Genomic DNA, 26,217 nt, shown 5'->3' with positions numbered 1-26,217 from the left:
TGACTCGCGGTCCGGCGCGGTCATCCCCGTTGATGCCCGGCACGGCCGTCGGTCACCCGTGTGGGGACCTCCGGACCGGCCCCAAGATTTTGGCGGTTCCGGATGGCAGGCGGAAGCGTGACATACGGCACACTGCTGCAAGCACTCCTGCGGCAGGATGGCTGGCGTGACCGATCAGGACATTGACCCCGCCACGATGCGCAAGCAGTACCGCTCGGAGATCGTCCACGAGGAGAGCCTCGCCGAGGACCCCATGCGGCAGTTCGCCGAGTGGTTCCAGCAGGCCGCCGACTCGCACCTCTTCGAACCGAACGCGATGGTCGTCTCGACGGCGACCCCCGACGGCCGCCCCAGCTCCCGCACGGTGCTGCTGAAGCAGTTCGACGAGCGGGGCTTCGCCTTCTACACCAACTACGGCTCGCGCAAGGGCCGCGAGATCGACGCGAACCCGCACGTCGCGCTGCTCTTCCCCTGGCACCCCATCGCCCGCCAGGTCATCGTCACCGGCACGGCCTCGCGGATCGGCCGCGACGAGACGGCGGCGTACTTCCGCTCCCGCCCGCACGGCTCCCAGCTGGGCGCCTGGGCCAGCGAGCAGTCCCGGGTGATCGGATCCCGCGCCGAGCTCGACCGCCGCTACGCGGAACTCGAGGAGCGCTACCCCGAGGGCGAGCAGGTCCCCGTCCCGCCCGAGTGGGGCGGCATCCGGGTCGTCCCCGACGCGATGGAGTTCTGGCAGGGCCACGAGAACCGGCTCCACGACCGCCTGCGCTACGTCCTCGAGGACGGCAAGTGGCGCCTCGAGCGCCTCTGCCCTTAGGGCCTGTCTTTCGGATCACGCCGGGCCCGCGGAAACGCAGACGACCCGCGGGCTCGGGTTTCTCTCCTGCAGTGAGAGAAGCCGGCCGGACGTACCGGCGAGCCCGCGGGTCGGGTGACTGCTTGGGATTGGCCGACGCTTACGTCGGCGCCGCACTGGGTGCGTGGACGACGGGCGTCAGCCCGCAGTCACCTCGCTAGTCCGAGTAGAAATCACTTCGGAACACCTCCTTTCTCAGCGTGGCGCCAGCCTAGGACGCCGTGAGCTGAGCCTCAAGGGATTATTTCCGTGGCCATTTCGTACGTGTAGCCGTCTCCGCGCTGCAAGAGCCGCAGGTTCCCGTGGCCGACATCGAACCTGCAGGTCACAGTGGTCAGCCGATGCTGGCCGCTGGCGCGCACAGCGATCTTCCCCACCCAGCGGCCCCGCCACTTGCCCCTCGGGACGTCGGCTTGCACAAGATCGCCGGTGGCGAAGCCGTGGTGCCGCTTCACCCGGCTGCGGAGCAGCCGCGGAAAGCCGTGGCGGTCGGGGGTGGTCCGAGCGTAGGAGCCACGGCCGGTGGACGTCACCGCCAGCACCTGCTCAGGGATGCGGCCACGGCGGCTCCGTTCTCGTGATCCAGATTTCCGGTCAGAAGCGCATCGAGCGTGTGGCTCTTCGGCACTCCCATGGCCTCGCGATTCCATCGTGTGCGGGCTCCGGACCAGGCGTGTACGGGTGGTCCCAAGGCCTCCAGTGCCTCGGCCAGTCGATAGCGGGTGGCGTTCATCGCGGCCGCGTCGTGAAGATCGGCCCGTACCTGCGACATGAGCCGGTGGAGCCGGGCCGGCCGGCCGTCCGGAGCCGCCGCGGCTCCGCGGGCGGATGTGCTCGACGTTCAGCGGCACACCGGATGCGCCGCAGTACGCGCACGCCCGTTCCCACTTGTCGAGCAGGTAAGCGCGGATCTCGGCTCCCGCGCGTGTACCTCGCCGGTAGTCGACACCTGCGATGGCACAGGTGTCGAATGCCACCCGCTTCACGTGAAGGGCGGTGACGGGCGCGTATCGGCACAGGCGACGCACGAGGGACAGGGTGGAGTCCACGCGGTGCCGCAGGGACGGCGGGAGCCAGCCCTCCGGCTTCGTGCGGTTCCGATTCCGCGGGGCGCGGTGGCGGAGGTTGGCCGAGCGGCGCCGACGGCGGTATCCCGCGCGTCGCAGCATCCCGTCACGGATCTGCCCGCCGCGGTGGCGGAGCTCGACCGCCAGCAGCCCTAGGCGAACGGCGACGGCCGGGCCGCCCCGGCCGCCTGCCTGGATCCGGTCCTCGGTCAGGGCGATGCCGGTCTTCCTGGACCCTGGGTCGATGCGGACCTCCACGCCGTCCACCTCGGAGTCGTCGAGGGTCCGACGTGTGAGCCGGATGACGAAAGGCGCGCGGCGGGCGACCACGGCCCGCCCGCTTCCGAGCAGCTCACGCGCTCGGGCCGGATGGCAGGGCTTCAGCGGTTCCCCGCCCTTGGCCAGGACAAAGACCCGGCTCGCGCCGAGGGGAACGTCACCGTTCCCGTTCTCTGCCGTCCCCGTTGCCTTGGCATCGGAGGCGGCGTGTCGCCCGCGGGGCTCGGTGCGGTCCCCGCGGGTCTCCCCTCGCCCATGTTCGCTGTCGGCGCCCCGCCGTGCGGTGGGGAGTCCGTGGGCCGTTTCGTCCCTGCTCCCAGGGGTGTCTGCTCCCACGGATTCCAGAGCGGGCTGCTGAGGAAGCACAGCCCGGTGGGTCTTCTCGCCTGCAGGAAACGTAGCCATCGATGCACACCCATCTGATCGGTGATCGTGATGACTGGAGCTGGCCGCTCGGTTCGATACGGAGCGAGCGGCCTCCCTTCTCGTGCGGCTGCGACGCTATGCGCTGGTGGACTCGGGAGTTCCGGCGTACGAACAGGCTTCGCCCGAACGTGTGTCACGGGTGCACGATGAAAGCTCGCGACGGCTGTTTTCGGGAATGCGGTGTGGGCTGCGTCACGTTCCAGTTGAATGATCTGACGTGCCGCACACGCGAACACCTGCAGGGGGTGCCAGGTGAGTGCTTCCGGACGGAGTGAGCCCACCGACGATCTGCTCGCAGCGCTGCTGGACGGGATGGACGCGGCCTTGTGCGCGTTCGACGCCGACGGCGTGATCACGCACTGGAACCGTGAGGCCGAGCGGATCCTCGGCTGGAGCGCCACCGAGGCGGTCGGGCGCAAGGGCTTCGCCGGGTGGGCCGTGCGCGCCGCCGATGCGCAGGACGTCGAGGAGCGGCTGATGGCCGCCCAGGACGTGCCCGGGCGGCAGGTGCACGAGTTCGCGCTGCTGACCAAGGAGGGCGGGCGGGTGCTCGTGCGGACCCAGTCCGCCGGGGTGCCCGGGGCGGACGGGAAGCCCGCCGGGGTGTACTGCGCCTTCAGCGAGGTCCACGCCCAGATCGACCTGGAGCGGTCCATCGCGCTCAGCGAGGCGCTGATGGACGACGCCTCGTGGGGGGTCGTCCTCGTCGACGTGGATCTTCGGCCCGCCGTGGTCAACGCGCACGCCGCCCGCGCCTTCGGATCGGGGCGCACCGCGCTGCTCGGCCGGCCGCTGGGGGAGCTGCTGGTCCAGGGCGTCGAGGAGCTGGAGGGTGCGCTGCAGCACGTGCTCGCGGACGGGTCGACGCCGGCGCCCGTGGAGCTGTGGGTGTCCGTCCGCACGCCGGAGGGGGTGCGGCGGCGGTGTTGGCGGTCGGGGTTCCTGCGGCTGGGCTCGCCGCTGGCGGAGGAGCCGGTGCCGCTCGGGGTCGGCTGGCTGTTCCAGGACATCACCGAGGCCCGGCAGACGGCGCTCGACACGGCGCAGCTGCGGTTCCGGGCCGGCCAGCTGCACCGCTCGGGCCGGGCGGCCGCCGAGTGCGAGGACCCGGCCGAGGCGGCCGCGGTACGGCTGGACTTCGCCCTCGCCGGCTTCGCGGAGCACGCGCTGCTCGACGTGCTGGAGCAGTCGGCCGACCCGGACCGGCAGCGTCTCGTACGGGTGGCAGCCTCGCCGCCGGTGCTGCCCGGGGCGGGGGCGATCCCGGCGCGGTACGAGCCGGGGCACCCGGCGCTGCAGGCGCTGGACCGGATCGGCTCGGTGCGAACGAGTGCCCCGCGCGGGGAGGCGGGCGCGGGCTGGGCGCGGGACCGGCAGTGGCCGCAGGACGCGGCGCACGTGCTGTGCACGGTGCTGCGCAGCCGCGGGCGGACCCTGGGCGCGCTGACCTTCGTACGGGGGGCTTCACGGGCCGCCTTCGAGCAGGCGGACGCGGCGTACGCGGAGGAGGTGGCGGCCCGGGTCGCGGCCGATCTCGACCTGGCCGCCTGGCCCCGCACCCCCGACGACGGATCACCGCGCTCCTAGGGGGTGTCCGCAGAGTCCTGCCTGGCCCGCGGCCGCTCAGTGGCGGAAGAAGATCCGGTCCCCGTACTCCTGGAGGACGCGGCCGTTCCATTCGTGGCCGCCGTCGACGTTGCCCGAGCGCAGCAGCGGGGGCTCCAGCCCGCGGGCGGCGAGCTCGCCGGCGGCCGCCGCCATCACGGCCTGCATGATCGCGCTGGTCACAACGGTGGAGGCGGGCGCGAAGGGTGCGTCGATGCCGTCGAGGCTCAGCTCGGCGTCGCCGACCGCGATCTTGCTGTCGAGGACGATGTCGCAGTGGTCCTTGAGGAAGGTGTCCGAGACGTGCCGCGACTTGGTCTCCGTCGCGTACGCCACGGAGGTCACGCCGATGACCTTCAGGCCGATGGCGCGGGCGTTCATGGCCATCTCGACCGGCAGGGCGTTGCGCCCGGAGAGGGAGATGATCACGAGGACGTCGCCGTCGGCGGCCGGGCTGCTGTCGAGGACGGCCCCGGCGAGGCCGTCGACCCGCTCCAGGGCGCTGCCGAGGGTGGCCGGCATGACGTCGACGCCGACGGTGCCGGGGACGGCGAGGAAGTTCACCAGGGCGAGTCCGCCGGCCCGGTAGACCACGTCCTGCGCGGGGAGCGAGGAGTGGCCCGCGCCGAAGACGAAGAGCCGGTTCCCGGCGGCGACGGCGTCGGCGACGGCGGTGCCCGCCTCGGCGATGTGCGCGGCCTCCTCGTCGCGCACCCGCTGCAGGAGCCCGATCGCGGCGTCGAGGAACTGACCGGCCAGCTTGCTCTCGCTCATACGCCGATGGCCCTTCCAGAGGTGGGGTTCGTCCGTGTCCGCCGCTCACCGTGCGGTCTGGACCAAGGGCGTGTCAATACGAACGTCAATGGACGTCCCGGGCAGCGCTTGACGTCCGGCACGGGACGGTTGTCCGCGCGATGCGTCAGAATTGGGGGCAGGGCCAGCGCACGATATCCGAGGGGCACGAATGTCCGGACTGATCGATACCACGGAGATGTATCTCCGCACCATCCTCGAGCTGGAAGAGGAAGGCGTGGTCCCCATGCGCGCCCGTATCGCCGAGCGGCTCGACCAGAGCGGTCCGACGGTGAGCCAGACGGTGGCGCGCATGGAGCGGGACGGCCTGGTGGCCGTGGCGAGCGACCGTCACCTGGAGCTGACGGAGGAGGGCCGGCGGCTGGCGACGCGCGTGATGCGCAAGCACCGGCTCGCGGAATGCCTGCTCGTCGACGTCATCGGCCTGGAGTGGGAGCAGGTGCACGCCGAGGCCTGCCGCTGGGAGCACGTGATGAGCGAAGCGGTGGAGCGGCGGGTGCTGGAGCTGCTGCGCCACCCGACCGAGTCGCCGTACGGGAACCCGATCCCGGGGCTGGAGGAGCTGGGCGAGAAGGCCGAGGCGGATCCGTTCCTGGAGGACGGCATGGTCAGCCTGTCGGAGCTGGACCCGGGTGCGGACGGCAAGACGGTGGTCGTGCGCCGGATCGGGGAGCCGATCCAGACGGACGCCCAGCTGATGTACACGCTGCGGCGGGCGGGCGTGCAGCCCGGCTCGGTGGTCAGCGTGACCGAATCGCCGGGCGGTGTGCTGGTCGGCAGCGGCGGCGAGGCCGCAGAACTGGACGCGGAGATCGCCTCGCACGTGTTCGTGGCCAAGCGCTGACCCTGCGCACGCACGCACGCACGCGGCGTTCGAGGGTGGTGGAAGTGGGCGGTCCCGGCGCCTTGCGGCGCCGGGACCGGTCCTCCCCTTTGTTGACCTGGAGCCCCGAGCTCTCAAGGTCATCCCCTTCGGACCGTCTTCCCCGAGCGGCCCGCCTCCCTGTTGAAAGGATCTCCATCGGCAGCGGCGGCCAATCCTTGAGCAAGGTCACTCGAAAGAGCGGTGTTGGAGCCGAGAACCCCGTTTTCGAATACGGGTTCGATAGTCTGGCCGGGAGCGAAGGGGGTGCATCTGCCGTGGTAGAGCGCATCGATGTGACAGGAGCCGACGGTGTGCGCCTGGCCGCCTGGGAGTTCCGGGAATCCGCCGCCACTGCGCCCCCGGATCCTCACGCCCCCCGGGTGCTGTTACTCCACGGCCTGATGGGCCGCGCCTTCCACTGGGCGGGCACCGCCCGCTGGCTCGCCGAGAACCGCCGCGTCGTGGCCCTCGACCAGCGCGGCCACGGCCAGAGCGACCGCCCCCCTGCCGGCCCCGGCGCCTCGACCCGTCTGGGGCGCGAGGCCTTCGTGGCCGATGCCGAAGCCGTCGTCGAGCAGCTCGGCCTGGGCCCCGTGACCCTGATCGGCCACTCCATGGGCGCCCTCACCGGCTGGCAGCTGGCCGCCCGCCGCCCCGACCTGGTCGAGGCCCTCGTCATCTGCGACATGCGCGCCTCCGCCCTCGGCGAGGCCTCCCAGCAGGAATGGGAGGAATGGTTCCACCGCTGGCCCCTCCCCTTCCCCACCCAGGACGCCGCCCGCCGCTGGTTCGGCGAGGACGACCCCCGGGTGGAACGCCCCGACCCCGGCCGCGGCGCCTTCTTCGCCGAGGTGATGCACCAGGCCCCGGACGGCTGGCGCCCCCTGTTCTCCCGCCGCCAGATGCTGAAGGCCCGCGAGACCTGGGTCCACGACGCGCACTGGGAGGAACTGGCCCAGGTCCGCTGCCCGACCCTCGTCGTCCGGGGCCTGGACGGCGAACTGGGCCGCGCGGAGGCCCAGGAGATGGTCCGCGTCCTGCCCGCCGGCCAGTACGCCGAGATCCCCGACGCGGGCCACTACCTCCACTACGACCAGCCGACGGCGTGGCGCGCCGCCCTGGAACCCTTCCTGAACGGCATCAGGGCCGACGCTCCATGACGGAACGCGAGAAGCCGGGTACTCGAGCGCCGGCATCGGCGCGCGAGTACCCGGCCCGGCCCGTACGGGCCCTTGCCCGGACCGTTCAGACGGTCGGCAGCTTCGCCGTGAACGCGGTCGGGACGTTGACGACGTCGTTGAAGCTGAGCTTGCCGGCGCCGAACTCATCCGCGGTCATGGCCCGCTTCTTGCCGCCCTGGATCTGCCAGACGGTGTTGCTGTCGGGCGAGAGCAGCATCGTGCCGTCAGCCGGGGCGGCCTTCGCGGCGGCCGACTTCAGCCACGTGCCGGGGGTGCTCTCCAGCGGGCGCTTGTCGTAGCCCATGCCGGTGAAGTCGGCGTAGGTCAGCGGAACCGCGACCCCGCCCGCCATCACGTAGACCGTGGCGTCCGCACCCGAGACGTCCTTCACGACCGTGCCGTTCGGGACCTGCCTGGCGCTGCCGGCGGCCAGCCAGTCCGTGGGAACGCCCATCAGGGAACGGCTGTCGTACCCGTTGGCCGTCCACTCGGAGGCCGAGATGTGCAGCGCCGAACCGTTCACCATGACGTACCGGGCCGGGTCGGTGCCGGTCTGGTCCATCACGACCCGGCCGTTCGACACGGTGCGCTGCGCCGCGCTCTGCAGCCACGCGGTCGGCACGCCCATGTCGGGGCGGACGTTGTAGCCGTCCTTCGTCCAGTCCGAGGCAGAGATCGGCAGCGCGGCACCGTCGATGATCACGTAGCGGTTGGCGCCGCCCGCCTGGTCGTGGACGACCGTGCCGGCCGGGGGCGAGCTGGGCAGGCCGTTGAAGGCTGCGTCGTCCACGAGCACGATCTTGCTCAGGTCGTAGTGGTCCGGGGCGACGTCGGAGGCCGCCACCGGGACGCCCGCCTTGTCGATCATCACCTTCACGGCCGGACCGTTCGGCGACTTCACCAGCGTGCCGCTCGCCAGCGACGTGGGGCTGGGGTACGAGGGGGCGGTCGGGTACGGGTTGGCGTGGTCGGCGCCGAGGCCGGCGGCGGGGCCGCAGTTCGGCCAGGCGCGCTCGCCCTGGCCCGCGAGGATCTTCTCGCCGATCAGGATCTGCTGCTGCTTGGTCGCGTGGTCGGCGCGGTCGGCGTACTGCGTTCCGCCGAAGGCGCGCCAGGTCGACATCGATATCTGGAGCCCGCCGAAGTACGTGTAGGTGGAGTCGATGATCGACCAGTTGCCGCTGGCCTCGCACTGGGCGACCTTGTCCCAGGTCGACACGGAGGCGGCCGAGGCGGTGGTGGTCGTCAGGAGCGGGGCGGCGATGGCGACTAGGGCGGTGGCGGTCACGGCGAGTGCGGACTTCTTGCGGGCGGCGGACGGCATGGCGGGTTCCTCGGTGGGTTCAGGGGCAGGCCGGGGAGCCGGCGGCTGCGAAGCAAGGGAGGCAGAACGGGAGTTGCGGGGCGAAGGCCCCGGGCCGACCCGAGCCGCCCGGCCGGTGTGGACCGGGCGGGCGGCTCAGGCGGGGGAGGGGGATCAGACGGTCGGGAACTTCGCCGTGAAGGCGGTCGGGACGCTGATCACGTCGCTGAAGCTGAGCTTGCCCGCGCCGAACTCGGAGCCGGACATCGCACGCTTCTTGCCGCCCTGGATCTGCCAGACGGTGTTGCTGTCGGGCGACAGGAGCATCGTGCCGTCGGCCGGGGCGGCCTTCGCGGCGGCCGAGGTGAGCCACTCGCCCGGGGTGCCGAGCAGCGAGAGCTTGTCGTAGCCGAAGCCGGTGAAGTCGGCGTAGGTCAGCGGGACCGCGACACCGCCGGCCATCACGTAGACCGTGGCGTTGGCACCCGAGGCGTCCTTGACGATCGAGCCGTTGGCCACCTGCTTGGCCGCCGCGGAGGCGAGCCACTCGCCCGGAACGCCCATCAGGCTCTGCTGGTTGTAGCCGTTCGCGGTCCACTCGGAGGCCGAGATGTGCACCGCGGAACCGGCGATCATGACGTAGCGGTTCGGGTCGGTGCCCGACTGGTCCATCATCACGGTGCCGGTCGCGGGGGACTTGGCGATCGCGGCCTTCAGCCACTGGGCCGGGACGCCCATCAGGGTCTGCAGGTTGTACTCGTCGGCCGTCCACTCGGAGGCCGAGATGTGCAGGGCCGCACCGTTGATGACGGCGTACCGGCCAGGGTCGGTCCCGGTCTGGTCCATCACGACGATCCCGCTCGGCAGGTCGCGCTGGGCGGCGTTCTGCAGCCACGCGGTCGGAACGCCCATGTCCGGACGGTTGTTGTAACCGGCGGCGGTCCAGTCCTCGGCACCGATCAGCAGCGCCGCACCGTCGATGACCACGTAGCGGTTGGCGCCGCCCGCCGCGTCGTGGACCACGGTGCCGGCCGGCGGAGCGCTCGGCAGGGCCCGGAAGGCCGTGTCGTCCACCGTCACGACCTTGCTCAGGTCGTACTTGTCCGGGGTGACGTCGGAGGCGGCGACCGGGATGCCGGAGCCCTTGATCATCACCTTGACCTCGGGGCCGTTCCCCGACTTCACCAGCGTGCCGTCGGCCAGCGAGGCCGGGTTCGGGAGGGAGTGCGTCGTGGAGCCGGCCGGGGAGATGTAGCCGCTGATCCGCTGGCCCCAGGGGGAGTCGCCGACGTGCCAGTCGTAAGTGGAGTTGGTGGTGACGATGCCGTTCGGGTTCTGGGTGTGGCCCTGGTTTCCGCCGGTGATGGTGACCTTGCTCCCGGAGATCCCGGTGACGACGGCCACGTGCTGGGCCCAGTTGCCACCGTCGTAGCCGTAGACGACCGCGTCACCGACGTGCGGGGTGTTCGACAGCGTCCCGTACTTCCTGCCGTAGGACATGAAGCTGGCCGCCCCGTCCGTCAGGCTGGACAGACCGGTGACCCCGTTGCGCGCCCAGGCCCAGCCGACGAAGTCGGCGCACCAGGCGTGGTCCGTTCTGCCGTTGACACAGCTGTTGTTCTGCGGGGAGACGCCGGTCCAGTAACCGCCGTTCGCACAGGCTCCGCGGCCCTCCTCGGCCCGTGCGGTGGCGGAGATGCCGTCCGTCAGGGGCGAGGCGCTGGCCGGAGAGGCGACGACTCCGGTCAGGACGGTGACGGCCAGGGCGGAGGCGGAGGTGAGGCGGATGGCGGCGGTCTTGAGGGTGTTGCTGGACATGACGGAGCTCCTGATGGCGTGGCAGAAGTGTGGGGTGGCACTGCGGGATGCCGCAGGCAGGCCTGATACAGGCCGGAAGAGTGTGAGCGCGCCGTGGCACGAAGGACGGCTGCCCTGCAGGAGCAGCTGTCAGGTCGCCGGGCGCAGCTCGCGGGTTGAGGTTCGGGGGCCGGTGGACCGGCGTCCGAACTACTCCCAGGCGGTGGTGTTCAGGCCGACCGGGGCGGTCTCCCACGCCGTGGTGGCGGAGACGTGGGTGTCGGCGGAGCCGTAGTGGCCGGCGAGGGCCGGGGTGACGGCGGCGAGGGCGAGAGAGGCGACCGCGGCGGCCTTGGCGAAGCGGGTGCGAAGCATGGCGATGGTCCTTCGGCGAGAGCTGCGAGAGCTGTGGTGAACGGCTGATCCGGTCTCGCGTCCCGCGGTGACGCTTCGTCCGGTGGTGCCGGCCGGGTTGGTGTTTCCGGTGTTCCCTGCTGGCAAGAACTAGCTTCGTCGCAGGTCAGGACGGGTGGAAGGGCTTTCAGGTGGACGGAACCGGTCCTGGACCGATCCGGCCAGCGGGGCCGGAAGCGGACAGCCCGACAGCGGACACCCCGGAAGCGGACAGCCCGACAGCGGACACCCCGGAAGCGGACAGCCCGACAGCGGACACCCCGGAAGCGGACAGCCCGACAGCGGCCGGTCCGGGAGCGGCCGCCAGGAGGCGCTCGTAGTACGGCGCGACGAGGGGCACTCCGACCCGGGCGACGGTCCAGCCCCGCAGGGCCGGCACCTCGGCGACCGCGCGGCGCGCCAGTGCCTTCGTACGCGTCTCCGCCTCGTCGAGGCTCTCGGCGAGCAGGAAGACCCCGAGCACCGGGTCCGGATGCGCGTACGGATGCGCCGAGACGTGCTCCACCGGGTTGTGGGCATCGGAGAGCTCGCGCACGAGTTCCGCTGTGTGGGACGGGAGTTGGACATCGGCAGAAGGGGCCCGGAGCGTGGCGTGGATGAGGTACATGTATCCACTGTTCCCACAACACGGGATCGGACAGAAGGGGTTAAGCGGGACGGTTGGGGCCGTGGCCGGAACAGGCCACGGACGTACCGCTCCCTCCGAAATTCTGCATGCGATGATCAATCTGCCCTGATCGACAGGGGTATGCCCGGGGGGGATCGCTGTGCTTGCAACTCTTGGCCTCGACACGACTACGGAGGCCCTGTACCGGGCCATGCTCGCGTATCCGCGCGAGGGCGTGGCCGCGCTCGCCGACCGCCTCGCCCTGACGGAGGGGGACGTCCGGCGCAGTCTGGACCTGCTCAGCGAGCTGGCCCTGGTCCGGCCCTCCTACGAGCAGGCCGGGGAACTGCGCGCGGTCGCGCCCGAAGTGGGCATGGAACTCCTGATGGCCCGCCAGCAGGCCGAGTTGGCGGCTCAGCAGCTGCGGATCGAGGCGTCCCGTGCCGCTGCCGCGCAGCTCATCGCGGAGTTCGCGGATCTGACCCCGGCCGCCTCCAGTCCCGGCGTCGAGCAGCTGGTGGGCCTGGACGAGATCCGGAGCCGGATCGCGAGCCTCGCGCACGGGGTGAAGACCGAGCTGATGACCTTCGCGCCGGGGGGCGGCCACCGGCCGGAGACCCTGGATGCGTCGAAGTCGAGCGACGAGGTACTGCTGAGCCGCGGGGTGCGGATGCGCTCCCTGTTCCAGGACAGCGTGCGCAACAGCCAGACCACCGTGTCGTACGCGACGTGGCTGACCGAGCTCGGCGGAGAGGTACGGACCGCCCCTGACCTGCCGACCCGCCTGATGATCTTCGACCGGACCACGGCCGTCATCCCCGTCAGCAGCGACGACAGCGCCGCCGGTGCCGTGGTCCTGACGGGCCACGGCACCCTGACGGCACTGTGCGCGCTCTTCGACAACGTGTGGGGCTCGGCGCAGCCGCTCGGCGCGGAGCAGGAGCGGGACACGGGCGGGCTGAGCGCGCAGGAGAGCACGGTGATCCGGCTCCTGGCGCAGGGGCTGACCGACGAAGCGATCGCCAAGCGCCTGGCCGTCTCGCCGCGGACGGCGCGGCGGCTGGCCAACGGTCTGATGGAACGGCTCGACGCGGCAAGCCGGTTCGAGTTCGGCGTACGGGCCGTCCAGCACGGATGGCTGCCCAGCACCGCCTAATCGTCCTGCGCGGACGAGGACCAGAGAAAGGGGGTGACCGGCGCTTCCCGCCGGTCACCCCCTTTCGTACGCCGTCACCCGCAGCGGCTCAGCCCTTGCTGACCGCCAGCAGGATCTCCGGCAGCTTCCGGGCCACCGTCGGCGCCGCCAGGCGCAGGCCCGTCCAGGTGGCCAGCGTTCCCCAGGCCGTCCCCAGCGGCAGCAGGATCCAGGTCAGCGACGGGTGGTCCGCCACGTTGAGGTAGACCGCCAGGACGATCACCGGGGAGCAGATCACCGCCGACGCGAGCATGCCGCCGAAGATGCCCGCCCAGGCGAGCCCGGCCTGCCCCGGGACGACGTTCTTGAAGGCGCCTTCCGTCGGGATCGAGTACGGGAACCGGGCCGAGGCCAGCGCGCCCGTGCACAGCATCGAGCCCAGCAGGGCCAGGGCCACCCCGAGCGCCGCCGGGAAACCGCCCCAGTTGTGGACCAGCGCCGCCGTGACCGCCGTGACCGCGACCGTGTAGGGGACGGTGACCAGGGCCAGGGCGTACGCGCGGGCGCGCAGCTCCGCGAACGCTTCCCGCGGGGTCGAGATGGTCTGCGCGACCATCCAGAACGCCGAGGTGTCCTGCCCGAACTGGTTGTACATCTGGACGCCGAGCATGCCCGCGCCGAAGCAGGCCAGGTACACCGAGCCCGTGCCCTGGAGGGCGTTGAAGACCGGGACGATCACGCCGATCGCCAGCGCCGTCACCCACGCCGACTTCGTCTTCGGGTCCCGGACCACGTACCGCAGCGTGCGCTGCATGACCGCGCCCGTCCGCCCGCCCGGCAGGAACGACCAGACCCCGGCGCCGCCCGCGGACTCCCGCTTCGCCGTCGGCTTCGCGGCCGCGATCGTCGAGCCGTCCGGGGTGACCATCAGGGTCGTCAGGCTCCGCTCCCAGAACCGCAGGAGCAGGACCAGCGCCAGGACGGTCACGGCCAGCTGCGCCGCCGCCACGCCGTACGAGCCCTTGCTCGCGGAGTCCACCATGCCGACGGCCGTCGCGGGCGGCAGCCACCGCACCACGGCCTCGACCGGCTCCAGCTGGGCCAGGCCGCCCGACTGGAACAGGCGCTGGCTGGCGAAGTTCGCCAGCTGCGCGCCCACCGCGATCAGCAGCCCGCTGAGCAGCGCGAGGTCACGCCCCTTGCGGCTGGTCAGCAGCCGTACGTTGGCCGTGGCCACCGCGCGGGCCAGCGTGACGCAGCCCAGCACCAGGAGCGGTACGGCCGGTACGGCGGCCACGATGCCCGCCGCGCCCCGCGCGACGGCCACCACCGAGCCCACCGCCAGGAAGACCGTGAACAGCGGGCCGATCCCGACCAGCGAGGAGGCCAGCAGGGCCCGTACGAGCGGACGCGGGCGCAGTGGCAGCATGACCAGCCGGCTCGGGTCGAGCGTCTCGTCCCCGCTGGGGAAGAACAGCGGCATGAACGTCCAGCCCAGTGCCAGGATCGCGGCGAGCAGGACGACGACCGTGCCCGCATGCGCGTTCCCGTGCAGCACGGCCAGGCCGAGCATCGCGAAGCAGGCCACGACCAGCGCGAACGCCAGCGAGCCGAAGTAGGCGGCCTTCCGCTTCGACGAGCCCTTGAGCCCGTTGCGGATCAGCGACAGCTTGAGGCTGACGAAGACCGAGGTCAGGTCGGCCGCGCCGGCCGCGGCCGGCGCCGCGGCCGTGGTGGCGGTCGGAGCGGAGGCGGATGCGGCGCTCATCGGGCCGCCTGCCCGCCGAGCCAGTCCAGCGAGTCGCCCGCGTCGCGGCCGCCCGCGCCGACCAGCTCCAGGAACGCGGCCTGCAGCGAGGGCGCCTCGCCCCGTACGTCGGCCAGCGGGCCCGCGGCGCGGATCCGGCCGGCGGCCATGACGGCGACCCAGTCGCACAGCGACTCGACCAGCTCCATGACGTGGGAGGAGAAGACGACCGTGGCGCCGGACGAGGTGTACCGCTCCAGCACCCCGCGGATGGTCTGCGCCGACACCGGGTCGACGCCCTCGAACGGCTCGTCCAGGAACAGCACTTCGGGGTTGTGCAGCAGGGCGGCGGCCAGGCCGATCTTCTTCCGCATGCCCGTCGAGTAGTCCACGACCAGCTTGTGCTGCGCGCCCGCGAGGTCCAGGACCTCCAGCAGCTGAGTGGCCCGCTTGTCGGTCTCCTCGCCCGGCAGCCCGCGCAGCCGGCCCATGTAGCCGAGCAGTTCGCGCCCCGACAGCCGCTCGAACAGCCGCAGCCCCTCCGGCAGCACGCCGATCCGCGACTTCACCTCGACCGGGTCGCTCCACACGTCGTGCCCGGCGACGAAGACCCGCCCCATGTCGGGGCGCAGCAGCCCCGTCACCATCGACAGCGTCGTCGTCTTGCCCGCGCCGTTCGGCCCGACCAGGCCGATGAACTGCCCCGCGGGCAGCTCGAGGTCGATGCCCGCGACCGCGACCTGGTCGCCGAAGCGCTTCCACAGACCCTCTACCCGTACCGCCGCCCGTCCGGCGGACGGCGCGGTTCGCGCGCCGTCCGGTCCGTACGTCCCACCCGTCGCATCTGCCTGGTCCGGCATGCGCCTGCCTCTCGCTGTGTTCCCCGTGGTCCTGCGTTCTTCACGATAGGAGGACGGGGTGAGGCGGGGGCAGTTACTTATGTCATGAGTTTCCGTACAGGAATGTCCCTGTCCTGACCTGCGGTCTTCCGCGGATCTGCCGGAGATCGCCGGGGGCGCGGGTCAGGAGCTGCGGCGGTCCCGGTCCGCCGCGGCCTCGCGTCCGCACGCGTACGCCAGCGCGGCGATCAGCTCCTCCGTGTCCGGCAGCCACCGGTTCGCCGGGGTGGGCCGGCGCGCCCACTGGACCGAGCCCCGGCCGCCGAAGCGGGTGGGCGGAGCGGCCACGTACTCGCCCTCGCCCCGCGCGACGAGGTCGATCGAAGCCGGCGACCAGCCGAGCTTGCGCACCAGGTCCGGCACCTTCGCCCCGGCGCCCGGCAGGACGAAGAACAACATCCGGTGGTCGGGCGTGAGGGCGACCGGTCCCAGGGTCCGCTCCATCCGCTCCAGCCGCGCCAGCGCCAGGAACCCGGCCGAGTCCGGGACGTCCAGCGCGTCGAACGTGCGGCCCGTCGGCAGCAGGATCGAGGCCTCGGGGCGCTTCGCCCAGATCCGCCGCACCTGGACCGCGCTGCCCGTGGCCAGGGCCGCCCAGTCCTTCACCGTGGCGTGCGCGCCCGGCGCCGGGCAGTCCTGCGCCCCGCAGGAGCACAGCTCCCGCCCGTCCGCGGACTCCAGCCAGGTGCCGGCGAAGACGTCCCAGTGCCGTTCTTCCGCGTACCGCACGGCATGGTCCAGCAGCTGCTCGCCGCGCTGCTTGGGGATGGGTGCGGTCTCCGTGACTCCGATGGTCTCTTCCACGCCCATCACAACTCCCGGGGTCACCCGGGGTTACGGGCGTAAACCGGCCGGTGGGCGGAGCATCGATCCTGCATACGGGGCGCACTGGAGCACGCACGGGGGCGCGTAGGAGGTCGGGGCGCCGGAGTTGGGTAGCGGCACGACGCAGAGCGGATGATTCTCCGCAACTCAGGCGGGAAGTGATCATTCCAACGATCACCCGCGGCTACTGGGGGTTTTCATGGCAGCCAGGCCTCTCGTCGCGCGCCAGCCGAATGAACGGCTACAGGCGCTCATCCAGGAAGCCGGGTGCTCGAACGCCGGGCTCGCCCGGCGCGTCAACATGTGCGGGGCCGAACACGGCCTCGATCTCCGCTACGACAAGACCTCCGTGGCCCGGTGGCTGCGCGGCCAGCAGCCGCGCGGCCGGGCGCCCGGCATCATCGCCGAGGCACTGGGGCGCAAACTCGGCCGGACCGTCACCATCGACGAGATCGGCATGGCCAACGGCAAGAACCTCGCCTCCGGCATCGGCCTGCAGTTCTCCCCGACCGTCATCGGCGCCATCGAGCAGGTCAGCGAGCTGTGGCGGAGCGACGTCGGCCGCCGCGACTTCCTGTCGGGCTCCAGTGTGGCCGCCTCGGCGCTCGTCGAGCCGAGCCGTGACTGGCTGATCACCGGCGCCGACGCGCAGGTGGCGCGCAGCGGCGGCTCGCGCGTCGGGATGCCGGACGTGGAGGCCGTACGGGCCACCACCGAGGCCCTCAAGGACCTCGACCACCGCTTCGGCAGCGGTCACGTCCGGCCCGTCGTCGTGCACTACCTCAACTCCGTGGTCTCCGGGCTGATCGGCGGCTCGTACCGGGAGCCGGTCGGGCGGGCGCTGTTCGCGGCGGTGGCCAGACTGACCGAGCTGGCCGGGTACATGGCGGTGGACACCGGGCAGCCGGGCCTGGCGCAGCGCTACTACATCCAGGCGCTACGGCTGGCGCAGGCGGCCGGGGACCGGGCGTACGGGGGCTACGTGCTCGCGGCGTCCATGAGCCACCTCGCGGCGGAACTGGGCAATCCGCGGGAGATCGCGCAGCTCGCGCGGGCCGCGCAGGAGGGGACCCGCGGGCAGGTCACACCGCGGGTGGAGGCCATGTTCTACGCCGCCGAGGCGCGCGGGCACGCGCTGCTGGGCGACACCCGGGCGACGGCGGTGCTGTCCTCGCGGGCCGTGACGGCGCTGGAGCGGGCGGAGCCGGAGTCGGGCGACGATCCGGTCTGGATCCGGCACTTCGACGCGGCGTACCTCGCGGACGAGCTGGCGCACTGCCACCGGGACCTGGGACAGGCGGACGCGGCGGCCCGGCAGGCGCAGGACGCGCTGCGGGGCCTGCCGGCGGGCAAGGCGCGGCGCCGGGCGATCGGACTGCTGCTGCTGGCGTCGGCGCAGGTGCAGCAGCGTGAGGTGGAGCAGGCCTGCCAGACCGCCGCGAAGGCGGCGGACCTGCTGTCCGGGCTCCGCTCGAACCGGGGCGCGGAGTACCTGGACGACTTCCGCACCCGGCTCGCCCCGTACCGCGACGAGCCGGCGGCCCGCGAGTTCACGGCCCGCCTGGAGGTGGTGGCGTAGGCGGCCCGGCGGCGGTGGGGCGGGTGGGCCTGCCGGGGGCGGGGGGTGACCGGGTAGCGTGAGCCGACGATTCGGAACACCGCAGTCGGCGAAGGAGTCCCGGTGACGGAGAGCGGACAGGGCGGCGACCGGCAGGCGGCCCCGCAGGCCGGTGCGCCGTGGGGCCCCGACCCGGCGTACCCGCAACAGCCGCAGAGCCCGGGGCAGCCCGCGTACGGCTACCCCCCGGCGCAGCAGCCGGGCGGGCCGGCGTACGGCTACCCCCCGGCGCCGGACCAGCCCCTGGCGGACCGGTCGCAGCCGGGGCAGCCGGCACCCGGGCACGTGGTGGGGCCCGGTTACGAGGGCCCGGGGGACCCGCACGGGTACGGCTACCCGCCGCTGCCCGAGGCGGTCACGCAGTACATCCCGCCCGTCCCGGCCGCGCCCACGCCCGACGAAGGGGCCACCCAGTACATCCCGCCGGTTCCGGCCGGTCCCGCGCACGGTGAGGCGGCGACGCAGTACATTCCGCCGGTTCCGGCCGGTCCTGCGCACGGTGAGGCGGCCACCCAGTACATCCCGCCGGTGCCGGCCGGTCCCGCGCACGGTGAGGCGGCGACGCAGTACATTCCGCCGGTTCCGGCCGGTCCTGCGCACGGTGAGGCGGCGACGCAGTACATTCCGCCGGTCCCGGCTGCCCCCGCGCACGGTGAGGCGGCCACGCAGTACATCCCGCCCGTCACCGACGGGTTCGACGCACTGTTCCGCGGGGACGGCGCCGACGCCGGGCACACCCAGCATCTGCCGCCCGTACAGGAGCCGGTGCTGCGGCAGCCGCCGCCGCGGGGCTATCCGCCGCGCGGCCAGCGGCCCGTACCGCCCCAGGCGCAGGCCCCCCAGCCCCAGCAGTTCCAGCAGCACCCGCAGTACGCGCCGCCCCCGCCCCCGCCGGAGGCGCCCCGGCGCGTGCCGGCCGGCGTGATCGCCGCCGTCGTCATCGGCCTGGCCGTCGTCGGGCTCGGCGTCGGCGCGCTGCTCAGCGACGGCAAGGCGCAGAACAACGACCCCGCTGCGGCAGCGGCGACCCCGAGCGTCGGCAGCTCGGCCGCGGCCGCCGCCGAGGCGCCCGTGGATCCGGCCCGGTCGCAGGCCGTCCAGCTGGACAAGCTCCTCGCGGACAGCAACGACAGCCGCGCCGCCGTGATCCGGTCCGTCGACGACATCAAGGGCTGCCGCAACCTCGGCCAGGCGGCGACCGACCTGCGCGACGCCGCCCGGCAGCGCGAGGAGCTCGTCACCCGTCTCCAGGAACTGAAGCTGGACCAGCTCCCCGACAACACGAAGCTGGCCGCCTCGCTGACCAAGGCCTGGCAGTCCTCCGCGGCCGCCGACAAGAGCTACGCGGCCTGGGCGGACGACGCCGCCGGTGACAAGAAGGGCTGCAAGGACGGGAAGGCCAAGAACAGCGACCACAGCGCCGACGGCGACAAGGCGAGCGGCGAGGCGACGAAGGCGAAGGAGTCGGCCGCGACCCTGTGGAACACGATCGCGGCCAAGTACGGCCTCACCAAGCGGGACAAGTCCCAGCTCTAGACGCAGGCCCGGAGCACCCCTACGCCGCGCGGGGGGCCTGCTCCAGGGTCTGGGTCATGTCCATCGACTGCTCGCCCTGCTGGGCGACGAGCCGGCCCGCCTGGACGATCTGGAAGTTGACCCGTCCGTTCACCATGCGCGGGAAGCCGGCGACGGCGCGCATGTCCTTGTAGCGCCAGCTCAGGTCCGGGGTCAGGCCGCCGGTCTTCACGGGCTCCGACTGGCTCAGCGCGCGCGCCACCTTGCGCGCCGTGATGTCCTCGCCGGACGTGAACCGCTTCAGCGTCTCGCTGAGCACCGTGTACGCGATCCAGGTCGTCTGCGTCCCGCTGTCGTCCCCGTCCACGGCGTCGTTGCCGAACGCGTGCTCGGAGATCACGTTCCGCATCTGCTCCCACAGCGGATCGGTCGACACCGGGTACCAGCTGGTGACGTATGCCCCCTCGAAGGGGCTCTCCCTGCCGCCGGTGCGGTCGACCACGGCCTGGCTGACACTGCCCAGCACCGAGGAGATCTGCGGGTTCTTGTGCTTGTCGTCGACGCGGCGGAAGGCGTCGAAGAACGTCTCCGTGCGCTCGCCGAGGACGGCCGTGACGCAGCCCTTGTCCTTGCCGCCCGTGGAGTTGGCGAGCGCCTCGCGGGCCTGCGGCGTGTAGTCCGCGGAGTCCTCGGCGGCCCGGATGTCGTTGGCGTCGGACATCTTGTTCGCCTTGAGCCCGGCGTTGAGCAGGAGCGGCATGGAGTCGCCCGCGAGGGTGTCCGGGCGGACGACGGCCACCTGGCTGCAGGCCCGGCCCAGCTGGTGGCCGGCGCCGGCGAGGAGCACGGGCTGGCCGCCGTTGACGGGGTAGGAGAAGGGGCTCTGGAACTCTTCGGAGGAGACCCCGTACCCGCCGATGAAGGGGATGCCCTCGGCCTCCAGCGGGGCCATGAAGGCGCGCCCGTGCTGGCTGTACGAGCCGACGACCGCGACGGCCTTCTCGCTGATGGCTTTGCGGGCGCAGTCGGCGGCACCGTTCGCGGTGTTCTTCTCGTTGCAGGTCAGTACGCGTAGTTTGTGACCGTTGATGCCGCCCTTGGAGTTGACCCATGCCTCATAGGCCTTGGCCATGCCGGGCATTCCGGGCATGTTGGTCGCCTGGGTGCCCTGCGGTGCGAAGGTCATGACCGTGATGGTGTCCCCGGAGCCCCCCGGGCCTCCGGGGAGCACCCCGCAACCGGCGACGAGGCACGCGCCCATCGCCGTTGCCACGAGAGTGCGGGAGAAGGATGCCGTGCGTCGCCAATCGGTCATGTCCATGCACCCTTCCGCCCCACGGGTAACTGGGAAATGAGATGGACACAACAAAGAGTGACGCGAAGGTGAATTGCAGGGGGTCGGTTGCGCACGGGCGCCTCAAGATCGCGCCGGCCGTGAACGTACGATCGAAAGCGTGACATTCGCCCAAGGTTCGAAGAACTCTTCCCGCCGCGGTGGCCGCTCCTCCACCATGGGCGGCATGCCCTTGAACGACATGCCGTGGTGGCGCTGGCGCAGCAACGTGCGCTCGGCGCTTCACATGCTCTCCGACCCGGTCTTCCACGAGGAGACCTGGCTCGCCGGTGTCGAGGGGTACGGGGACGTCACCGACGCCGTGTACCGGCTCGTCGAGGACACCTGGCTCGACAGCTGGTCCGCCGAGAAGTACGTCGGCACGATCTTCCGCGACTCCCAGGAGGCCGCGCTCGTGGACCTCGCGGTGCTGCGGGTGCTGCGGATCCTGCACCAGGTCGGGCCCGACGCCCCCGTCTCCGCCTACCTCGAGCACCACGCCTGGCCCGAGGCGGTACGCGCCGCGCGCGAGGCGCACGTACGGCTCGCGACCGCGGACGGGGACGAACCGGACGCCGCGCCGCAGTCGCTGGAACTGCTGAGGATCGTCACCCGCGCGGTGTGAAAGGCTGTGGGGTCATGAGCGACGACCCGCAGCCCCAGGCCCCCCAGCAGTACGTACTGACCCTGTCCTGCCCGGACAAGCAGGGCATCGTGCATGCCGTGTCCAGTTACCTGTTCATGACCGGATGCAACATCGAGGACAGCCGTCAGTTCGGCGACCACGACACCGGCCTCTTCTTCATGCGGGTCCACTTCTCGGCCGACGCTCCGGTGACGCTGGACAAGCTGCGGGCCAGCTTCGCCGCCATCGGGGACTCGTTCCGGATGGACTGGGAGCTCCACCGCTCCGACGACCGCATGCGGATCGTGCTGATGGTGTCGAAGTTCGGGCACTGCCTGAACGACCTGCTGTTCCGTACGAGCATCGGCGCGCTGCCGGTCGAGATCGCGGCGGTGGTCTCGAACCACACCGACTTCGCTGATCTGGTCCGCTCGTACGACGTCCCCTTCCACCACATCCCGGTGACGAAGGACACGAAGGCGGCCGCGGAGACGCAGCTGCTGGAGCTGGTGCGGGCCGAGAACGTCGAGCTCGTGGTGCTGGCGCGGTACATGCAGGTGCTGTCGGACACCCTGTGCAAGGAGCTGAGCGGGCGGATCATCAACATCCACCACTCGTTCCTGCCGAGCTTCAAGGGCGCGAAGCCGTACCACCAGGCGCATGCGCGCGGTGTGAAGCTGATCGGCGCCACCGCTCACTACGTGACGGCCGACCTGGACGAGGGCCCGATCATCGAGCAGGAGGTCGAGCGGGTGGGCCACGAGGTGACCCCTGACCAGCTGGTGGCGGTCGGGCGCGACGTGGAATGCCAGGCGCTGGCGCGGGCCGTGAAGTGGCACAGCGAACACCGCGTACTCCTGAACGGCACCCGCACGGTCGTCTTCGCGTAACCCGGAGCCTCCGCCCCCGCCCCCCCGCATCGTTCGGGCTGCCGCCCGGCACATCCAGCCCCGGGGGCGGGGCCTCGGCCGCCGGGACTAGAGGCGGCTCAGGGAAGCCGCTGCGAAGAGGACGTCGCGGATGGCTTCGCGGTCGCCGTGCTGGCCGACCGCGGCCTCCTCCGGGGAGATGTGGCCGGCGGCCAGCTGGCAGAATTCGGCGCCGTCCAGTGCGATCTGCGCCACCGTGTGCTCCGGCGACGGCTTCGCCGCCGGGGAGTCCAGCGCGATGTCCCAGCTGCCGCCGCCCGCGCCCTCGATCTCCAGGTGCAGCGTCCGGCCCGGTGCGCCCGCCGCGACCAGGCCGCGGGCCGGGGCCGCCAGCCCCGCCCGGCGCCGGTGGGCCAGCGCGCTCGGCAGCAGCCGCGCCGCCAGGTCGATCATCCGGTTCAGGTGCGGCCCCGACGGCGGGTCGTACGGGTAGTCCACCGCCTCCGCGATGTCCCACGCATGCACCCAGCACTCGAAGGCCCGCTCCAGGAACGCGTCTCCGAGCGGCAGCGCGAAGGCCCCGTAGTCCACCGACAGCTGGCCCACGCCCCGTCCCGCGAACGACACCGTCCGCACCAGCGTGTGCCCCTGCTCCCGCCACGGCTCGCGGATCTGCCGGGTGAGGGGCTGCGCGGCGGAGTTCCAGTAGTGCTCCGTACGGCCCGTCGCGTCCGACGGCGCCTCCGGGCCCAGCGGGTCGTCCAGGCCCAGCGCCGTCGCGACCATCCCGTCCACCGTGAGCAGGTGCCCGATCACCCCGGCCACCGTCGTCCGGCGGTACTGGCGCCGCTCCTCCTCGAACCACTTCAGCCGTACCGGGGTCTGCCACTCCGAGTCGCCGAAGTCCCGCAGCAGCGCGTCGAGCCGCGCCGTCTCGGTGTCGTACGGGCTCGCCCACACCGGCACCGGGATCCGGGCCGGCCGCTTGCCGAGGCAGTCCTCCAGCACGCGCGAGCGCAGCAGCGGCTTGAGGTCGAGGCTCTCCTCCGGGTGCAGCAGGCCCACCGCGTCACGCAGCCGCAGGGCCTCCTCCGCGCAGGGCGCGCACTCGGTGAGGTGGTCCTCCACCGCCTGGGTCTCCTCGGCGGAGCACGCCGCCAGCGCCCACGCGCCCAGCAGGGACTTCAGTACGGCGTGCGACCGCGGCGGCTGCGGCGCAGCCGCCGGCTGCGGCAGCGGCTCCGGTGCGTGCCGCGGGTCGAGGTCGTCGGCGGCCCCGCGCGGACCCGGTATGCGCGGCGGACCGGCGGGGCGCTGCTCGTCGTATCCGTCGGCGGGCGGGTCGGCGGGGCCGTTCATCGGGGCGTTCCATATCCGGGCGGGCCGTATCCGGGCGGTGCGGCGTCCTCCTGCGGGAGGGCGTTGGCGGTCGACAGCAGCTGCAGCCCGAGGCGCAGCCGGCGCCGGGCCTCGTCCTCGCTGATCTGCAGGTCGGCGGCGGCCTGCCGGTAGTCGCGGCGCTTGAAGTACGCGAGTTCCAGCGCGGCCCGCAGCGGCGCGGGCATGGAGGTGACGATGTAGTCCGCGCGGGCGGCGGCGCTGGCGCTGCGCACCTTCTGCTCGAGCTCCTCGCGCGAACCGCGGCCCAGTTCGGCCTGGCGCAGCCGGGCCACGGCCTGGCCCTGGGTGATCCGGGCGACCCAGGACCGCATGGAGCCCTGCTTGGGGTCGTACGCGTCCGGGTTCTCCCAGATGTAGCCGAACACTTCGCGGGTGATCCGGTCCGCTGCCTTCTCGTCGCCGAGGACCCGGTGCGCCAGGCTGTGCACGAGCGAGGCGAAGCGGTCGTACAGCTCTCCGAGCGCGGCGGCCTCGCCGCGGGCGAGGCGCTGCTGCATGCGGCGGTCCCAGCGCGGTGGTACGTCCTTCGGCATAACTGCCCCCAGCCGTGTGTCGACGCATCGAATGTAATGGGCACATGCGGGTTCGCGCCCGTTTTGGGGGAACCGGACCCTGGAAGTGTGCCCTGCGTGATAGGCGCGTCGCGGGGTGTGAACCGTGGGACGGGCCGCGGCACATGGGCACAGGTGTACGCGCCCCGTCGCGCTTCCCGTGCGCGGGTTCGATGCGGCCACCTCCTTGACGACTTCGCTTAACGGGCAGGCCACGTAGGCCTTACGCTCCTGGCTTGTCTTGAACTGCACCCCACCGCACATGTGAAGGCGGAACGCCGAATATGGACAGCGCAGAATACGAGCGCAAGATCGCCGCCCGATTCGCCACCTTCGACCAGGACGGCAACGGATATATCGACCGGGAGGACTTCAGTGCGGCCGCGAAGGCGGTGCTGGCCGAATTCGGCACGACCGCGCGGTCGGACAAGGGCCAGGACCTCTTCGCAGGTGCGGAGGCGTTCTGGCAGGGGATGGCCGGGATCGCGGACGTCGACGGGGACCAGCGCGTGACCCGCGAGGAGTTCATCACGGGGGCGGCGAAGCGGCTGCGGGACAACCCGCAGCGGTTCGCGGAGATCGCGCGACCGTTCCTGCACGCGGTGATCGCGGTGGCGGACGAGGACGGCCGCGGCCCGACCCCGGCGGCGGCGGTCCGCGTCCTGCGCGCCCTGGGCACCCCGGCCGAGCTGGCCGGCCAGGTGGCGACGGCCCTGGACGGCGACGGCGACGGCCGCATCGCGGAGGAGGAGATCCTGTCGGCCTTCGCAGGCTACTGCGGGGTCGAGGCCCCGGACGCGTAGCCCGCAGGTCCGAACCCGGATCGCCGTGCGGCCGTGCGCCGCACGGCGGTCCGAGAGGCCTGCTCCTGCAACACCCCCTAGGCGAAGCGTTCGCGGAGTTTGTACTTCAGGACCTTGCGGAGGGCGTCGTTGCGGGGGAGGGATTCGACCAGTTCCAGTTGCTCGGGGAGTTTGTGGGGGGACAGGCCCTGGGCGCGGAGGTGGGCCGTCAGTTGCGGCAGGGTCAGAGGGGCCGCGCCCGCCGGCTGTTCCACCACCGCGCAGACGCGTTCGCCGCGCTCGGGGTCCGGAAGGCCGATCACGGCCACGTCGCCGACGCCCGGGAGCAGGTGGAGGAGGTCCTCGATCTCCTTCGCGGAGATGTTCTCGCCCTTGCGGATGATCACGTCCTTGCTGCGGCCGGTGAGGACGAGGTAGCCGTCCCGCGTCAGGTGGCCGAGGTCTCCGGTGATCAGGTAGCCGTCGGCGTCGAAGGCGTCCGCCGGGGCGTCCCGGTTGAGGTAGCCCTGGCAGACCGCCTCGCCGCGCAGCCGGACCTCGCCGTCGGTGTCCGGGGGCAGTGGCCGGCCGTCCGGCGTCGTGATGCGGATCGACATGCCCGCCGGGGGGCGGCCCTCCGTCGTGGCGAGGTGCTCCGGGGAGTCGTCGGGGGAGCCCATGGTGATCATCGGGACCTCGGTCATGCCGTAGCCGTGGGTCAGCCGGCAGCCCAGTTCGCGGACGACGGCGTGGTAGATCTCCGGCGGCTTCGGGGCCCCGCCGCCCGCGAGGAGGCGCAGGGTGGGGACGAGCCGTAGGTCCGGGTCCTTGCGCTGTTCCGCCAGGAACATCGAGTAGAAGGCCGTGGAGCCGCCGGCCACCGTGACCCCGTGGCGCCGGTAGCCGGCCAGCGCGTCCGGCATCGCGAACTTCTCGAAGAGGACCGCGGGAAAGCCGTACAGGAGCAGCATCACCAGGTAGTCCGGGCCGCCGATGTGTGCGTACGGGAAGGCGATCGAGCCGACGTCGGCCGGGCTCAGGTGCAGGGCGTGGGCCAGGCAGGAGCCGCCCGCGATGAGTGAGCGGTCGGTGTGCAGGACGCCCTTGGGGTCCGAGGTGGTGCCGGAGGTCCAGTAGATCCACCGGACGTCCGTCCCGTTGCCGGGCGGCGGGGGGAGTACGGCCGGATCGCCCGTAGGCAGGGCTTCGTACGCCTCGAAGACGCCGCGCGCGCCGAGCCGCTCGGCCATCGCCGTGTGGTCGAAGCCCCGCCAGAGGCCCGGGACGGCGAAGAACTCGGCCTTGGACTCGCGCAGCGCGAAGCCCACCTCGCGGTCCCGGTAGAAGGGGATCACCGGGGTCTGGACGGCGCCGATCCGGGCGAGCGCCAGGGAGAGCAGGACGGTCTCGATCCGGGTGGGCAGCTGCCAGGCGACGACCGTGCCGGGCCGTACGCCCTTCCCGTACAGGCCCGCCGCGACCCGCTCGGCGCGGTCGCGGAGCTCGGCGAAGGTGAGCGTCCGGTCGTCGGCGGGGTCGTCGGCCGCCTCGATCAGCACGGTGGCGCCGGGGCTCAGCTCGGCCCGCCGTACGACCAGCTCCCAGAGGGTGGGGGACTGGCCGAGCCGTATCGCGGTGTCCTTCGTGTCCCTGCTGTCCGGCATCGCAGCCTCCCCTTCGCTGACGGTTCGTCAGATCACG

General features: G+C 72.2%; 23 protein-coding genes. 10 read left to right on the top strand and 13 right to left on the bottom strand.

Annotated elements, in window-relative coordinates; all coding sequences use genetic code 11:
* The first annotated feature begins 157 nt into the window (after positions 1–157).
* On the top strand, positions 158–820 hold the full coding sequence (pdxH, locus tag ACZ49B_RS20715; RefSeq protein WP_468307885.1) for a pyridoxamine 5'-phosphate oxidase: 663 nt from the start codon (positions 158–160) through the stop codon (positions 818–820).
* Between the two features lie 272 nt (positions 821–1,092).
* Here pdxH and iscB read toward each other — a convergent pair whose 3' ends face one another.
* Complete coding sequence (gene iscB, locus ACZ49B_RS20710) at positions 1,093–2,610, bottom strand: RNA-guided endonuclease IscB (RefSeq protein WP_468307882.1); 1,518 nt, start codon at positions 2,608–2,610, stop codon at positions 1,093–1,095.
* Between the two features lie 273 nt (positions 2,611–2,883).
* On the opposite strand from iscB, the gene ACZ49B_RS20705 reads away from it, so the two are divergent.
* The gene (locus ACZ49B_RS20705; protein WP_468307880.1) at positions 2,884–4,218 is read left to right on the top strand and encodes a PAS domain-containing protein; all 1,335 of its coding nucleotides are present in this window, start codon (positions 2,884–2,886) and stop codon (positions 4,216–4,218) included.
* Between the two features lie 36 nt (positions 4,219–4,254).
* Here the strand turns inward: ACZ49B_RS20705 and ACZ49B_RS20700 are convergent, their stop codons facing one another.
* A complete protein-coding gene (locus tag ACZ49B_RS20700; protein ID WP_468307877.1) occupies positions 4,255–5,010 on the bottom strand; it encodes an SIS domain-containing protein in 756 nt (251 codons plus the stop codon).
* Between the two features lie 190 nt (positions 5,011–5,200).
* Here ACZ49B_RS20700 and ACZ49B_RS20695 point away from each other — a divergent pair, with 190 nt between their 5' ends.
* Together ACZ49B_RS20695 and ACZ49B_RS20690 are read left to right on the top strand one after the other, a co-directional pair.
* The gene (locus tag ACZ49B_RS20695; RefSeq protein WP_030156851.1) at positions 5,201–5,893 is read left to right on the top strand and encodes a metal-dependent transcriptional regulator; all 693 of its coding nucleotides are present in this window, start codon (positions 5,201–5,203) and stop codon (positions 5,891–5,893) included.
* A 296-nt stretch (positions 5,894–6,189) separates the two neighbouring features.
* Entirely contained in the window at positions 6,190–7,074 is an 885-nt protein-coding gene (locus ACZ49B_RS20690) for an alpha/beta fold hydrolase (protein WP_468307875.1), read from the top strand.
* An 85-nt stretch (positions 7,075–7,159) separates the two neighbouring features.
* On the opposite strand, the gene ACZ49B_RS20685 is transcribed toward ACZ49B_RS20690, so the two are convergent.
* The 4 genes from ACZ49B_RS20685 to ACZ49B_RS20670 form a co-directional block, all read right to left on the bottom strand.
* Positions 7,160–8,419 (bottom strand): transglycosylase family protein, encoded by a 1,260-nt coding sequence (locus tag ACZ49B_RS20685; RefSeq protein ID WP_468307872.1) that lies wholly within the window; start codon positions 8,417–8,419, stop codon positions 7,160–7,162.
* A 153-nt stretch (positions 8,420–8,572) separates the two neighbouring features.
* Positions 8,573–10,216 (bottom strand): CHAP domain-containing protein, encoded by a 1,644-nt coding sequence (locus ACZ49B_RS20680; protein ID WP_468307869.1) that lies wholly within the window; start codon positions 10,214–10,216, stop codon positions 8,573–8,575.
* A gap of 189 nt (positions 10,217–10,405) precedes the next feature.
* A complete protein-coding gene (locus tag ACZ49B_RS20675; protein ID WP_468307867.1) occupies positions 10,406–10,570 on the bottom strand; it encodes a hypothetical protein in 165 nt (54 codons plus the stop codon).
* Between the two features lie 166 nt (positions 10,571–10,736).
* Positions 10,737–11,216, bottom strand: coding sequence for a hypothetical protein (locus ACZ49B_RS20670; protein ID WP_468307864.1), 480 nt, complete (start codon positions 11,214–11,216; stop codon positions 10,737–10,739).
* 160 nt (positions 11,217–11,376) lie between these two features.
* Here ACZ49B_RS20670 and ACZ49B_RS20665 point away from each other — a divergent pair, with 160 nt between their 5' ends.
* Entirely contained in the window at positions 11,377–12,372 is a 996-nt protein-coding gene (locus ACZ49B_RS20665; RefSeq protein ID WP_468307861.1) for a helix-turn-helix transcriptional regulator, read from the top strand.
* 88 nt (positions 12,373–12,460) lie between these two features.
* Here the strand turns inward: ACZ49B_RS20665 and ACZ49B_RS20660 are convergent, their stop codons facing one another.
* The 3 genes from ACZ49B_RS20660 to ACZ49B_RS20650 all read right to left on the bottom strand — a co-directional run bounded on the left by ACZ49B_RS20660 (position 12,461) and on the right by ACZ49B_RS20650 (position 15,801).
* Positions 12,461–14,119 carry a transporter gene (locus ACZ49B_RS20660; protein WP_468307858.1) on the bottom strand — a complete coding sequence of 553 codons (1,659 nt, stop codon included), beginning with the start codon at positions 14,117–14,119 and terminating at the stop codon, positions 12,461–12,463.
* Positions 14,116–14,958, bottom strand: a complete 843-nt coding sequence (locus tag ACZ49B_RS20655; protein ID WP_468307856.1) for an ABC transporter ATP-binding protein — start codon at positions 14,956–14,958, stop codon at positions 14,116–14,118. Before ACZ49B_RS20655 ends, ACZ49B_RS20660 begins: the two co-directional genes overlap by 4 nt.
* Positions 14,959–15,120: 162 nt before the next feature.
* Positions 15,121–15,801 (bottom strand): bifunctional DNA primase/polymerase, encoded by a 681-nt coding sequence (locus ACZ49B_RS20650; RefSeq protein ID WP_468307853.1) that lies wholly within the window; start codon positions 15,799–15,801, stop codon positions 15,121–15,123.
* A 220-nt stretch (positions 15,802–16,021) separates the two neighbouring features.
* On the opposite strand from ACZ49B_RS20650, the gene ACZ49B_RS20645 reads away from it, so the two are divergent.
* Both ACZ49B_RS20645 and ACZ49B_RS20640 read left to right on the top strand, forming a co-directional pair.
* A complete protein-coding gene (locus ACZ49B_RS20645; RefSeq protein ID WP_468307850.1) occupies positions 16,022–17,401 on the top strand; it encodes a transcriptional regulator in 1,380 nt (459 codons plus the stop codon).
* A 102-nt stretch (positions 17,402–17,503) separates the two neighbouring features.
* Complete coding sequence (locus tag ACZ49B_RS20640; RefSeq protein WP_468307848.1) at positions 17,504–18,976, top strand: hypothetical protein; 1,473 nt, start codon at positions 17,504–17,506, stop codon at positions 18,974–18,976.
* Between the two features lie 19 nt (positions 18,977–18,995).
* On the opposite strand, the gene ACZ49B_RS20635 is transcribed toward ACZ49B_RS20640, so the two are convergent.
* Positions 18,996–20,270, bottom strand: a complete 1,275-nt coding sequence (locus tag ACZ49B_RS20635) for an ABC transporter substrate-binding protein (protein WP_468307845.1) — start codon at positions 20,268–20,270, stop codon at positions 18,996–18,998.
* A 196-nt stretch (positions 20,271–20,466) separates the two neighbouring features.
* Here ACZ49B_RS20635 and ACZ49B_RS20630 point away from each other — a divergent pair, with 196 nt between their 5' ends.
* Both ACZ49B_RS20630 and purU read left to right on the top strand, forming a co-directional pair.
* Positions 20,467–20,913 carry an SCO4402 family protein gene (locus ACZ49B_RS20630; protein ID WP_053786494.1) on the top strand — a complete coding sequence of 149 codons (447 nt, stop codon included), beginning with the start codon at positions 20,467–20,469 and terminating at the stop codon, positions 20,911–20,913.
* 14 nt (positions 20,914–20,927) lie between these two features.
* A complete protein-coding gene (gene purU, locus ACZ49B_RS20625) occupies positions 20,928–21,803 on the top strand; it encodes a formyltetrahydrofolate deformylase (protein ID WP_468307843.1) in 876 nt (291 codons plus the stop codon).
* An 87-nt stretch (positions 21,804–21,890) separates the two neighbouring features.
* Here the strand turns inward: purU and ACZ49B_RS20620 are convergent, their stop codons facing one another.
* Positions 21,891–23,141, bottom strand: coding sequence for a maleylpyruvate isomerase N-terminal domain-containing protein (locus tag ACZ49B_RS20620; RefSeq protein WP_468307841.1), 1,251 nt, complete (start codon positions 23,139–23,141; stop codon positions 21,891–21,893).
* Entirely contained in the window at positions 23,138–23,716 is a 579-nt protein-coding gene (locus ACZ49B_RS20615; protein WP_053786492.1) for a sigma-70 family RNA polymerase sigma factor, read from the bottom strand. Before ACZ49B_RS20615 ends, ACZ49B_RS20620 begins: the two co-directional genes overlap by 4 nt.
* A 302-nt stretch (positions 23,717–24,018) precedes the next feature.
* On the opposite strand from ACZ49B_RS20615, the gene ACZ49B_RS20610 reads away from it, so the two are divergent.
* Positions 24,019–24,537 (top strand): EF-hand domain-containing protein, encoded by a 519-nt coding sequence (locus ACZ49B_RS20610; protein WP_468307839.1) that lies wholly within the window; start codon positions 24,019–24,021, stop codon positions 24,535–24,537.
* 77 nt (positions 24,538–24,614) lie between these two features.
* Here the strand turns inward: ACZ49B_RS20610 and ACZ49B_RS20605 are convergent, their stop codons facing one another.
* Positions 24,615–26,180 (bottom strand): class I adenylate-forming enzyme family protein, encoded by a 1,566-nt coding sequence (locus tag ACZ49B_RS20605; RefSeq protein ID WP_468307836.1) that lies wholly within the window; start codon positions 26,178–26,180, stop codon positions 24,615–24,617.
* Positions 26,181–26,217 lie beyond the last annotated feature (37 nt).

Source organism: Streptomyces sp. NPDC031132 (assembly GCF_055570595.1).
The sequence above is the reverse complement of the archived record's forward strand: the minus strand, read 5'-3'. Positions and strand labels throughout refer to the sequence as shown.